Source organism: Streptomyces sp. NPDC031418, from assembly GCF_055581605.1.
Map to the genome: position 1 here is coordinate 349,570 of NZ_JBVIJC010000005.1, position 12,432 is coordinate 362,001.

10 protein-coding genes are annotated in these 12,432 nt (G+C 69.9%); 7 read left to right on the plus strand and 3 right to left on the minus strand.

What is annotated here, in order from left to right; genetic code table 11:
* Positions 1-2 precede the first annotated feature (2 nt).
* Positions 3-965, minus strand: coding sequence for a GlxA family transcriptional regulator (locus ACZ5CZ_RS09065; protein ID WP_468940652.1), 963 nt, complete (start codon positions 963-965; stop codon positions 3-5).
* 155 nt (positions 966-1,120) lie between these two features.
* Between ACZ5CZ_RS09065 and ACZ5CZ_RS09070 the strand changes: the two genes are divergently transcribed.
* Positions 1,121-2,017, plus strand: coding sequence for an NAD-dependent epimerase/dehydratase family protein (locus ACZ5CZ_RS09070; RefSeq protein ID WP_385846158.1), 897 nt, complete (start codon positions 1,121-1,123; stop codon positions 2,015-2,017).
* A 116-nt stretch (positions 2,018-2,133) separates the two neighbouring features.
* Here the strand turns inward: ACZ5CZ_RS09070 and ACZ5CZ_RS09075 are convergent, their stop codons facing one another.
* Positions 2,134-2,655 (minus strand): hypothetical protein, encoded by a 522-nt coding sequence (locus ACZ5CZ_RS09075; RefSeq protein ID WP_468940656.1) that lies wholly within the window; start codon positions 2,653-2,655, stop codon positions 2,134-2,136.
* Positions 2,656-2,766: 111 nt separating this feature from the next.
* Entirely contained in the window at positions 2,767-4,725 is a 1,959-nt protein-coding gene (locus tag ACZ5CZ_RS09080) for an APC family permease (protein ID WP_468940659.1), read from the minus strand.
* A 305-nt stretch (positions 4,726-5,030) separates the two neighbouring features.
* On the opposite strand from ACZ5CZ_RS09080, the gene ACZ5CZ_RS09085 reads away from it, so the two are divergent.
* From ACZ5CZ_RS09085 to ACZ5CZ_RS09110, 6 genes are all read left to right on the plus strand, one after another.
* Positions 5,031-6,872: an APC family permease gene (locus ACZ5CZ_RS09085; protein ID WP_468940661.1), complete on the plus strand. Its 1,842-nt coding sequence runs from the start codon at positions 5,031-5,033 to the stop codon at positions 6,870-6,872.
* Between the two features lie 246 nt (positions 6,873-7,118).
* A complete protein-coding gene (kdpF, locus tag ACZ5CZ_RS09090; protein ID WP_037802756.1) occupies positions 7,119-7,208 on the plus strand; it encodes a K(+)-transporting ATPase subunit F in 90 nt (29 codons plus the stop codon).
* Between the two features lie 8 nt (positions 7,209-7,216).
* Complete coding sequence (kdpA, locus tag ACZ5CZ_RS09095; RefSeq protein ID WP_468940664.1) at positions 7,217-8,878, plus strand: potassium-transporting ATPase subunit KdpA; 1,662 nt, start codon at positions 7,217-7,219, stop codon at positions 8,876-8,878.
* A 41-nt stretch (positions 8,879-8,919) separates the two neighbouring features.
* On the plus strand, positions 8,920-11,022 hold the full coding sequence (gene kdpB / locus ACZ5CZ_RS09100; protein WP_468940666.1) for a potassium-transporting ATPase subunit KdpB: 2,103 nt from the start codon (positions 8,920-8,922) through the stop codon (positions 11,020-11,022).
* A gap of 5 nt (positions 11,023-11,027) precedes the next feature.
* Positions 11,028-11,660: a potassium-transporting ATPase subunit C gene (locus ACZ5CZ_RS09105; protein WP_468940669.1), complete on the plus strand. Its 633-nt coding sequence runs from the start codon at positions 11,028-11,030 to the stop codon at positions 11,658-11,660.
* 79 nt (positions 11,661-11,739) lie between these two features.
* Entirely contained in the window at positions 11,740-12,423 is a 684-nt protein-coding gene (locus tag ACZ5CZ_RS09110; protein ID WP_385846149.1) for a response regulator, read from the plus strand.
* Positions 12,424-12,432: the final 9 nt, after the last annotated feature.

Genomic DNA, 12,432 nt, shown 5'->3' on the forward strand with positions numbered 1-12,432 from the left:
GGTCACCGACCGGTTTTCACACTCGGGCGGTGGGTGAAGGCGCTCCGGTAGGCGGCCGGGGTCATGCCGATCTGGCGGCTCAGATGCTGGCGGAGTGACTCGCCGGAGCCGAGGCCGCTGCGGCGGGCGACATGGTCGACGGTGAGATCGGTGGTCTCCAGCAGCTCGCGAGCCCGCAGCAGCCGCTGCTGGAGCAGCCATTGGAACGGGGTCACACCGGTCTCGGCGGTGAACCGGCGGGTCAGGGTTCGCACACTGACCTTGGCCTGACCGGCCAGCTCGTGCAGAGAGATCGGCCGGTCGAGGTGCTGGAGCGCCCAGGTGCGAGCCGCGTCCAAGGAGGAGTCCGTCTCGGCCGGCAGCGGAGTCTGTACGAACTGCGCCTGCCCGCCGTGGCGGACCGGGGTGACGACGGCGGCACGAGCCGCCGCGTTGGCCGTGGCCGCGCCGTAGTCGCGGTTGATCAGATGCAGACACAGGTCGATCCCGGCGGCCGAGCCCGCTCCGGTGACGACCTGCCCGTCCTCGGCGAACAGCCGGTCGGCGTCCACGCGCACGGCAGGGAAGGCGCGTTGCAGTTCCTGGGCGAGAGCCCAGTGGGTGGTGGCGACGCGGCCGTCGAGGAGCCCGGCCTGGGCGAGGACGAAGGCGCCGCTGCAGATCGAGGCAACGCGCTTGCCCGCGGCGGCCGCCTCCCGCAGGGCGTCCAGCGCGGCCGGTTCGGCGTCGTGCCGGCTGGCGGTCGAGGGAACGATCACCGTGTCCGCCGCCGCTACCGCCTCGAGCCCGTGCCGGATCACCACATCGATACCACCGGAAGCGGTGACCGTACCCGGCACAGCGGTGCACACCGTCACCTCATAGCAGGGGTGTCCGCCCAGCGTGGCGGCGCCCAGCAGCGTCGACGGCATGGACAGGTCGAAGGGCTTGACCGCCGGGACGGCCAGGACGGCGACACGATGCATGGCTGGATCCTTGGACCTCGTGGCTATCAGGCCACTCACCCTACCCCGCGGCCGCACGACAGAGTGGGGCGTGCGGACGGGCCCTCCGCGAACCACGAACCAGGTTCCCCCCTTCGGGGAACGTTCCGCTTTTGAAGGTGAACGGAGACAAGATCATGGGTGGATCAGTCGTCATCGGGGCAGGCGCGACCGGCGTCGCGACCGCCAGGCAACTGGCCGACAGCGGCAGGCGGGTCCGCCTCATCACCCGCAGCGGCAGTGGTCCCGACCACCCCGGCATCGAACGGATCGCCCTGGACGCGGGCCGCACGGACGAGCTGGCCGAGGCCATGGCCGGAGCGACCACGGTCTTCAACGCCGCCATGACCGCCTACCAGACCTGGCCGGAGACCATGCCGCCGTTGTTCGCCTCGATTCTCGCCGCGACCGAGCGGGCCGGGGCCGACTATGTGATGCTCGGCAACCACTACGGCTATCAGCGGACCACCGGGCCGGTCACCGAGCGCACCCCGATGGTCCCGAACACCCGGAAGGGCCGGGTGAGGGCCGAGCTGTGGCGGCAGGCCAAGGACGCCCACGACGCAGGGCGGCTGCGGGTCACTGAAGTGCGAGCCGGCCAGTACCTGGGCCCGGGCGCGGTCTCGGCGTTCACGCTGCTGGTGGCGCCCCGGGTCCGTGAAGGTGAACTGGCTCTCGTCCATGGCAACCCCGATGCGGCGCATTCGTTTTCGTACACCGAGGACGTCGCCGCGGCGCTGGTGGCGGTCAGCGGTGACGACCGCTCCTGGGGACGGCCCTGGCACGCCCCGGTCATCACCACGACCCTGCGTCGGGCTGCGACCCACCTCGCCGAACTCCACGGAGCACCCGAGCCGCGGTTGGAGCCGCTCACCGAACGGGACTTGGCGCTGCTGTCCTTCACCGACCCGCTGTGGCGGGAGTTCGCCGAGATGAGCTACATGTCCGAGCGTCCGTTCGTCGTCGACGACAGCGATGTCCGCGACACGTTCGGGCTCAAGCCCTCCAGCCTCCGCGAAGCACTGGCGGCCTGATGCCATGGCGGGCGGGCCGGGGCTCCCGGCCCGGTCCCGCCCGCTGTCCCTCGGCTACGGGTGCCGGTGTCGATTCACGGCGTACGGCGTCCATCATGCTGCCGTGGCCCGGGAAGTCAGGACAGCCCCGAGGCCCGGAGCACCGCCTGCACCGTTTCGTCGTCGATACGGTGCCCCAGCCGCTCCAGGACATCCGCTCCGTGGCGCAGCGTGCCGCGTTCCAGGGAGCGACGGACGCCGGTGTCGAGTTCGTGCCACAGGAGCGGATTCGCGGAGAGGACGCGGGGGTCGAGTTCCAGGCGGTGGCCCTGGACGTCTCGCAGGACCAGGTGCGAGGAGACGCCGTCGTACTGCCGTACCGTCGTCAGCGCGTCCGTGCGGACCAGGTGCCGGCCCCAGGGGGTGCGGACCGCGAGCCAGCCGGGTCCCGCGCTCACCCGCGGGGGGAACAGGACGGCGCCCACCGCGGCCGACAGAGTGACCCAGAGCAGGGCGCGCGGCGGCGTCAGGCTTCCCGCGTCCCAGTCGACCAGGAGGCTCAGGGCGCAGAACAGCAGGGCGCAGCCCACCGCGAGCCGGGCGCTGCCACGCCAGTGGCGGTCGCCGGCCGTGCCTGATGGCGGTCCGCTCTGTCGCATGAGGCCGACGCTAGGCGGCCGAACGGGGTCCGGCGACCGCTGCTGACGCGATCCTGGCGCCGTACGCGCGAATCCTGACGCCGTCCTGACGCCCCCGGGCGGAGCCGGTCCTCAGCCGGTGTGGACGCGAGGGCGCCTGTCGCGGTCCGGTTCGGCCTCGCGCAGGACCTCGCGGGTGACGGGGGCGACCTCGCCCTGGCCGAAGAGGAAGAAGCGCAGGAAGTTGGTGAAGGGGTTGCCCTCGGTCCACTCGAAGTACATGTGCGGGGTGCAGCCCGTCATGTCCCGGACGTGCAGGAGGAGCGCGGCGAGGGCGTTGGGGATGGAGGCGGACTCCACCGTCAGCACGCGGTAACGGCCGTGCAGGACCTCGCCCCGCACGGTCAGGCCGGCCTCGAACTCGGACGGGTCGGTGACCGTGACCTCGACGAAGACGAAGTCCTCCTGCTCGGGCATGTCGTTGTCGGCACGGATCTGCTCGACCTTGTCGCGGTACTCGGCCTTGTCCCGCGCACCGGGCTCGTTGGCGATGAACCGGATCTTGCGACTGGACATGTCGCGGATGAATCGTTCCGCCATGTCGTCCAGCTCCACGTGCGTGACGCGCAGCTCGAAGGCGCGGGCCAGCCGGGACGCCAGGGAGATGAGGATGATGCCGACGATGAAGCAGGCACCGATCTTCACACCGTCCGGGCGCTCGACGACGTTCGCCACGGTGACGTAGAGCAGGACGGCCGAGACGACGGCGAAGCCGATGGTCCAGCCGCGCTGGCCGGCCCTGCGGGCGGCGATGGTCACCGCGATCGCGGCGGAGGACATCAGGACCAGCACGCCGGTGGCGTAGGCGCCGCCCTGCGCGTCGACGTCGGCGTCGAAGATCCAGGTCACCAGGAAGGCGACCAGGGTGAAGACGATCACCATCGGGCGCACGGCGCGGGCCCAGTGCGGGGCCATGCCGTAGCGGGGCAGGTAGCGCGGCATGAGGTTGAGCAGGCCGGCCATCGCGGACGCGCCGGCGAACCACAGGATGGCGATCGTGGAGAGGTCGTAGACCGTGCCGAAGGCGTTGCCCAGGTACTCGTGGGCGAGGTAGGCGAGGGCGCGGCCGTTGGCCTGGCCGCCCGTCTTGAACTCGTTCGCCGGGATCAGCACCGTGGTGATGAAGCTGGTGGTGATCAGGAAGACGCTCATGATCAGCGCGGCGGCCGTGAGCAGCTTCTTGGTGTCCCGGATCCGTCCGGTCGGCTTGTCCTCGGTGTCGTCCGGGTCGCCCTGGACGTGGGGCATGACGGCGACGCCGGTCTCGAAGCCGGACAGGCCCAGGGCGAGCTTGGGGAAGACCAGCAGCGACACGCCGATCATGGCGAAGACGTTGCCGTGCTGGGCGGTCAGGGCGCTGGTCCAGTCGGTGACCAGGTGTCCGGCGGTCAGGACGTGCCAGAAGCCGACGACCACGACGACGGCGTTCAGACCGAGATAGACCACCACCAGGGCGACGGCGACGCCGATCGCCTCCAGGAAGCCCTTGAGGAACACCGCCCCCAGCAGAGCCACCAGCAGCAGGGTGATCACCATCTGCCGGCCGTGCAGCACATGGGTCAGGTGCGGGTTCTCGATGAGGTGGGTGGAGGCGTCGGCCGCCGAAAGAGTGATGGTGATCAGGAAGTCGGTGGCGGCGAAGCCCAGCAGCGCCAGGACGAAGAGCTTGCCCTGCCAGAAGGACAGCAGCCGCTCCAGCATGGCGATGGAGCCCTCGCCGTGCGGACTCTCCTCGGCCACCCTGCGGTACACGGGGAGAGCGCCCGCGAGGGTGACGACGACGAGGACAAGGGTGGCTATGGGGGAGAGCAGCCCGGCCGCCAGGGCGGCGATGCCGGGCTGGTAGCCGAGGGTGGAGAAGTAGTCGACACCGGTCAGACACATCACCCGGTACCAGCGCTGGCCCTGGTGCGGGGGCTCGGGCTCGGCGTGCGGGCCGGTGTGGCCCCCCGCCTTGCCCATGTCGGACAGCCCCTCCAGCATCCAGGTCCGCAGGCGGGTCGTACTGGGAGGGTGTTCGGTGGTGGCCATGGACGTGCTCTCCTGATGTGCGGCTCAGCGTGGGGTTCCGGCCATCACGCGGACGGCGGCACCAGCCTAAGCACGGAGTGACGTGGGGGCCCACCTGTATGTGCGCTTGACGCATCAAGACCGCGTTAAGGCCGAGCCTGTCGTGTGCTGCGCCTCCTGAGCGTCAAAGTCCCGTCAAGATCGCGCCGATTGGCGCGAAGAAGCCGCAATGAAGCGTCGAAGCCTGTCGGAAACGGTCAGAACCTGAGGGCACCGCGCACATCTCGACGTAGCTGCGCGGTTTTCACCGAAGGAGTACCGCACCCATGACCGTCCTGACCACCGAGCCGGATGCCGTTCCCGCCGGCGAGGAGCCCCCGGATACCGGGGAGCGCCACCGGCTCACCGCCGTCACCGGGCTTGCCGCGCTGTCACTGGACGCGCTGGCGTCCGTGGCCTACGGCCCGGAGGCCATCGTGCTGGTGCTCGCCGCCGCGGGCGGGCACGGACTCGGCTTCACGCTGCCGGTGACGCTGGCCGTCGCCGCCCTGCTGGCGGTGCTGGTGGCGTCGTACCGGCAGGTGATCGCGGCCTTCCCGGACGGCGGTGGTTCCTATGCGGTCGCGAAGACGCATCTGGGGCCGCGGACCAGCCTGGTGGCGGCGGCCTCGCTGATCCTGGACTACGTCCTCAATGTCGCCGTGGCGGTCACGGCGGGGGTGGCCGCGCTGACGTCCGCCTTCCCGGCGCTGTACGGCGACCGGCTGTGGCTGTGCCTGGCCGTGCTCGGGCTGATCACGCTGGTGAACCTGCGGGGTGTCGCGGAGTCGGCGAAGGCGTTCATCGTGCCGACGATCGCCTTCGTGGGTGCGGTCTTCGTGCTGATCGGCGTCGGTCTGTTCCGCTCCGAGCCGGTCAGTACGGCGGCAACGGCCGGACACGCCCCGGCCGTTGCCGGCCACGCGACCGGTGTCGGCGTCCTGCTCCTGCTGAAGGCGTTCGCCTCCGGGTGCTCCGCCCTCACCGGAGTCGAGGCGATCGCCAACGCCGTCCCCTCCTTCCGCCGCCCGCGCGTCCGGCGGGCCCAGCGGGCGGAGATCGCGCTCGGTGCCGCACTCGGTCTGATGCTGATCGGTCTGGCGGTGCTGATCGGCCGCTTCCACCTCCAGCCGGTCGAGGGCGTGACGGTCCTCGCCCAGCTGGCGGACGCCGCGCTCGGCCACAACTGGGCCTTCTACGTCATCCAGTTCGCGACGATGACCCTGCTGGCCCTGTCCGCCAACACCTCCTTCGGCGGGCTGCCGGTGCTGCTGAAGCTGCTGGCCCGGGACAACTACGTGCCCCACGTCTTCGCCCTGAAGGCCGACCGCCAGGTGCACCGGCACGGTGTGCTGGCCCTCGCCGTCGTCTCCGCCGTGCTGCTGGTCTTCTCCGGCGGGGACACCAACACCCTGGTGCCGATGTTCGCCATCGGTGTCTTCGTCGGCTTCACCATCGCCCAGACGGGCATGGTCCGGCACTGGCGGCTCGAACAGGGCCCCGGCCGGCGAGGCAAGGCCCTGCTCAACGGCTTGGGCGCGCTGCTCACCGCGGTCTCGGCGGTCGTCGTCACGGCGAGCAAGTTCACCGACGGCTCCTGGCTGGTCGTGGTGGCGCTGCCGCTGCTGATCGCCGCCTTCGTGGCCGTCCACCGCGCCTACGACCGCATCGGCGAGCGACTCGGCCTGGGCCGCGTCCCCGAGCCCCCGCACCGCGAGCGTTCGCTGGTGATCGTGCCGGTGTCCTCGCTGTCCCGACTCACCTCCGAGGCGCTGACCGCTGCCACCTCCCTCGGCGACGAGGTCCGTGCCGTCACGGTCGGCCACCCGGACCCCGAGGACCGCGCCCGGCTGCACGCGCTGGAGCGCGCCTGGACGGCGTGGGGCCCGGGCGTCCCCCTGGTACGGCTGTCCTCCGAACGGCACAGCGTGGGCCGCCCCATCGCCGCGTACGTCCGTCAGGTGGCCGCCGCCGAGCCCGGCACCCGGGTCACCGTGCTGATCCCGGAGACCGAGCCGCGGCGACTGTGGCAGCGGCTGCTCCAGAACCAGCGTGGCGCGGTCGTGGCGCACGCGGTGCGGCGGGAGACGGACGCGGTGATCTGCCGGCTGCGCTTCCGGCTGCTCTGAGGAGAAAAGCTCCGCCACCGGCCGGTTCGGATCGGCGGCCGTAAGGGTCCCGTCAAAGCCAGGGGCGAGGCCGTAAGAGGGCCGTCAACGAGCGATCGGATCCGGTCAGGAGGAGGTTTCCTCTGATTGTCCTTGTTCCACCCCCGAACCTCTTCAGGAGTTCACGATGGCCGATCTGGCCTTCGTCGTCACCGTGCTCGCGGGCTTCGCGCTGGTGGCTCTCGTCGCCCGGGGGGTGACGAAGCTGTGACCGCCGAAAACGTCGTCGGCCTGGTCGTGGCCGTCGCCCTGCTGGGCTATCTCGTCCTCGCCCTGGTCTTCCCGGAGAGGTTCTGAAGCCAGACATGAGTCCAGAAGTCGCAGGCTTCCTCCAACTGCTCGCCCTCATGGGCGCGCTGGCGCTCGCCTACATCCCCCTTGGCACCTACATGGCCAAGGTCTACTCCTCGGAGAAGCACCTGCGGGTGGAGAGGTGGATCTACCGGGCCATCGGCGCCGACCCCGACGCCGAGATGGCCTGGCCCGCCTACCTGCGCGGGGTCCTGGCCTTCTCCGCCGCCGGCGTCCTCTTCCTGTACCTGCTCCAGCGGCTCCAGGGCGTGCTGCCCGGCTCGATGGGCTTCTCCTCGGTCGACCCGGCCCAGTCGTTCAACACGGCTGTCTCGTTCGTGACCAACACCAACTGGCAGTCGTACTACGGCGAGCAGACGATGGGGCACGTCGTGCAGACCGCCGGTCTGGCGGTGCAGAACTTCGTCTCGGCGGCCGTCGGCATCGCCGTCGCCGTGGCGCTCGTGCGTGGTTTCGCGCGCTCGCGCACCGGTGAACTGGGCAACTTCTGGAGCGACCTGGTCCGTGGCACGTTGCGCATCCTGCTGCCGGGTGCCGCGATCGCGGCCGTCGTGCTGGTGGCGTGCGGTGCCATCCAGAACTTCTCCGGCATCCACGAGGTCGGCCAGTTCATGGGCGGCTCACAGCAGTGGAACGGCGGCGCGGTCGCCTCGCAGGAGGCCATCAAGGAGCTGGGCACGAACGGCGGTGGCTACTTCAACGCCAACTCGGCCCACCCCTTCGAGAATCCGACCCCCTTCACCAACCTGTTCGAGATCTTCCTGATCCTGGTGATCCCGTTCTCGCTGACCCGCACCTTCGGCGTGCTGGTCGGCGACGTGAAGCAGGGGTACGCGATCCTCGCCACCATGGTCACCATCTGGCTGGGCTTCACCGCCTTGATGATGTGGACCGAGTTCGCCCACCACGGCGCCGCGCTCCAGGCGGCGGGCGGTGCGATGGAGGGCAAGGAGACACGCTTCGGTGTCGGCTCGTCGTCGATCTTCGCGACCTCGACCACGCTCACCTCGACCGGTGCGGTGGACTCCTTCCACTCGTCCTTCACCGGCCTGGGCGGCGGAATCGCGATGCTCGGCATGATGCTGGGCGAGATCGCGCCCGGCGGCACCGGCTCCGGCCTGTACGGCATGCTGATCATGGCGATCATCGCGGTGTTCATCGCCGGTCTGATGGTGGGTCGTACGCCGGAGTACCTGGGCAAGAAGATCGGCGCCCGTGAGATGAAGCTGGCCGCCGCCTACATCCTGGTCACCCCGGCGCTGGTGCTGGTCTTCACCGCGGCCTCGATGGCGCTGCCGACGCCGCCGCACTCGATGCTCAACTCCGGTGCGCACGGCTTCTCCGAGGTGCTGTACGCCTTCACATCGGCGTCGAACAACAACGGTTCGGCCTTCGCCGGGCTGAACGCCAACACCGACTGGTTCAACACCACGACCGGGCTCGCGATGCTGCTGGGCCGCTTCCTGCCGATGGTGTTCGTGCTGGCACTGGCCGGCTCCCTCGCCGGGCAGCAGCCCGTCCCGGTCACCGCAGGCACCCTGCGCACCGAGAAGCCGCTGTTCACCGGGCTGTTGGTGGGCGCGATCCTGATCATCACCGGTCTCACGTACTTCCCGGCCCTCGCGCTGGGCCCGCTCGCGGAAGGGCTCGCGTGATGACCACCCGTACAGAGAAGACAGAGAACCCAGAGGACTCCATGTCCACAGCCACTCCCACCAGGGCGCCGCACAGCGACGTCCCCACCGGGCACAAGCCGGCCGAGGGCCGTGTCGGTTCCGGCCTGTTCGATCCCAAGGCGCTGATCACGTCGCTGCCGGACGCGTTGCGCAAGCTCGACCCGCGGGTGATGGCCAAGTCCCCCGTGATGTTCGTGGTGTGGATCGGGTCGGTCCTGACCACCGTCTTCTCCTTCCAGCACCCGGCCGACTGGTTCGGCTGGACGATCAGCGCCTGGCTGTGGCTGACGGTGGTCTTCGCCAACCTGGCGGAGGCGGTCGCCGAGGGCCGGGGCAAGGCGCAGGCGGACACGCTGCGCAAGGCCAAGACGGACACCGTGGCCCGCCGGCTGCTGCGGGACGGCTCCGAGGAGCGGGTTCCCGGTACCGCGCTGACCATCGGTGACCTGGTGGTCTGCGAGGCCGGCGACATCATCCCCGGCGACGGTGACGTCGTCGAGGGCGTCGCCTCGGTGGACGAGTCGGCCATCACCGGTGAGTCCGCCCCGGTGATCCGCGAGTCCGGCGGCGACCGGTCCGCGGTCACGGGCGGTACGCGGGTCCTGTCCGACCGGATCGTCATCAGGATCACGACGAAGCCCGGTGAGACGTTCATCGACCGGATGATCAACCTGGTCGAGGGCGCGGCCCGGCAGAAGACGCCGAACGAGATCGCCCTCAACATCCTGCTGGCCTCGCTGACCATCGTGTTCCTGCTGGCGGTGGCCACCCTGCCGCCGTTCGCCGGCTTCGCGCACGCCGAGCTGAGCATGGTCGTGCTGGTGGCCCTGCTGGTCTGTCTGATCCCGACCACGATCGGCGCCCTGCTCTCCGCGATCGGCATCGCGGGCATGGACCGGCTGGTGCAGCGCAATGTGCTGGCCATGTCCGGGCGTGCGGTCGAGGCCGCCGGTGATGTCTCGACCCTGCTGCTGGACAAGACCGGCACGATCACCCTCGGCAACCGGCAGGCGGCGGAGTTCGTGCCGGTGCGCGGGACGACGGAGGCGGAGGTGGCCGACGCCGCCCAGTTGTCCTCCCTCTCGGACGAGACCCCCGAGGGCCGTTCCGTCGTCGTCCTGGCCAAGGAGAAGTACGGGCTGCGCGAGCGCCACCAGGGCGAACTGGCCGGCGCCGAGTGGATCGAGTTCACCGCCCAGACCCGTATGTCCGGTGTGGACGTCGACGGCCGCAGGATCCGCAAGGGCGCCACGGCCTCGGTCATCGCCTGGGTCGAGGAGCAGGGCGGCACGGTCGCCGAGGACGCCCAGGCGCTGACCGACCGGATCTCCGAGGCCGGCGGCACCCCGCTGCTGGTCGCCGTCCAGGACGGCAAGGGCACCCGGGTCCTGGGTGTCATCCACCTGAAGGACGTGGTCAAGGAGGGCATGCGGGTGCGGTTCGAGGAGCTGCGCCGCATGGGCATCAGGACGGTCATGATCACGGGGGACAACCCGCTGACCGCGAAGGCGATCGCCGAGGAGGCGGGCGTCGACGACTTCCTCGCGGAGGCCACCCCCGAGGACAAGATGGCCCTGATCAGGCGGGAGCAGGCCGGCGGCAAGCTGGTCGCGATGACCGGTGACGGCACCAACGACGCCCCGGCGCTCGCGCAGGCGGACGTCGGCGTGGCCATGAACACCGGCACGTCGGCCGCCAAGGAGGCCGGCAACATGGTCGACCTCGACTCCGACCCCACCAAGCTGATCGAGATCGTCGAGATCGGCAAGCAACTCCTGATCACCCGGGGTGCGTTGACGACGTTCTCCATCGCCAACGACGTCGCGAAGTACTTCGCGATCATCCCGGCGCTGTTCGCGGCGGTCTACCCGGGCCTGGACAAGCTGAACATCATGCAGCTGTCCAGCCCGAACTCCGCGATCCTGTCCGCCGTCATCTTCAACGCGCTGATCATCATCGCCCTGGTGCCGCTGTCCCTGAAGGGCGTGCGCTACCGGCCGATGAGCGCGGACAGGATGCTCCGCCGCAACCTGGGGATCTACGGCATCGGCGGCCTGATCGCCCCCTTCATCGGCATCAAGCTCATCGACCTGCTCATCTCTCTGATCCCCGGAATCGGGTGAAGGACATGAACAACTCCTTTGTGAACACAGCCCGGTTGCTGGGCGCGGGTCTGCGTGCGCTGCTGGTGCTGACCCTCGTCGCCGGCGTCGTCTACCCGCTGGTCGTCACCGGCATCGCCCAGGCGGCGTTCCCCGGCAAGGCGAACGGCTCCGAGATCACGGCGCACGGCAAGGTCGTCGGCTCGTCCCTGATCGGGCAACAGGGCTACGGCCTCAGCTACTTCCAGCCCCGCCCGGCGAACGGCCTCGGCACGAACAGTGTCAACACGCGGTACAAGCTGATCCTCTCCGGTGCCACCAACCTGTCCGCGGACAGCAAGGTGCTCCGCAAGCAGATCGACGACGCCAAGGCCAAGGTGGTCAAGGACAACTCCGTCCCCGGCTACACGGTCAAGCCGTCGGAGGTACCCGCGGACGCGGTGACCTCCTCCGGCTCCGGCCTGGACCCGGACATCTCCCCGGCCTACGCCGAACTCCAGGTCCACCGCGTCGCCGCGAAGAACGACCTGCCGCTCGCGCAGGTGGAGAAGCTGGTCGAGGACCACACCGAGGGCCGGACCCTGGGCTTCATGGGCGAGCCCCGGGTGAACGTCCTGGAGCTGAACATCGCGCTCAAGGACCTTGTGGCGAAGAAGTGACCGCCTTACGCGATCCGCGACGGGAGTCGGCACCCCGGGGTGCCGACTCCCGCAGGCATGACAGGAGAGGCACACACCCATGACCCGGGTGCTCGTGGTGGAGGACGACCCGCAGCTCGTACGGGCCCTCGTGATCAACCTACAGGCACGTCACTACGGCGTGGACGCCGCTCCCGACGGCGCCACAGCGCTCCGGCTCGCCGTCGCCCGCCAGCCCGATGTGGTGCTGCTGGACCTCGGTCTGCCCGACATGGACGGCGTCGACGTCATCAAGGCCTTGCGCGGCTGGACCCGTGTCCCGATCCTGGTCCTCTCCGCCCGGCAGGCGTCCGACGAGAAGGTCGCGGCCCTCGACGCGGGCGCGGACGACTACGTCACCAAGCCGTTCAGCATGGACGAGCTGCTGGCCCGGCTGCGGGCCGCTGTCCGCCGTACCGAGGACACACCGCTGGTCCGCTCGGCGCCCCTGGTCGAGACGGCGCACTTCACCCTGGACCTGCTGGCCAAGAAGGCCGTACGGGACGGGCGGGACGTACGGCTGACCCCGACCGAGTGGCATCTGCTGGAGATCCTGGTGACCCATCCCGGCCGGCTGATCACACAGCGGCAGCTGCTCCAGGAGGTGTGGGGGGTCGCGCAGAGCAACAAGTCCAACTATCTGCGGGTCTACATGGCGCAACTGCGCAGAAAGCTGGAGGCGGACCCCTCCCACCCCCGCTATCTGATCACCGAGCCCGGCATGGGTTACCGCTTCGAAGGATGACGTGGAGGA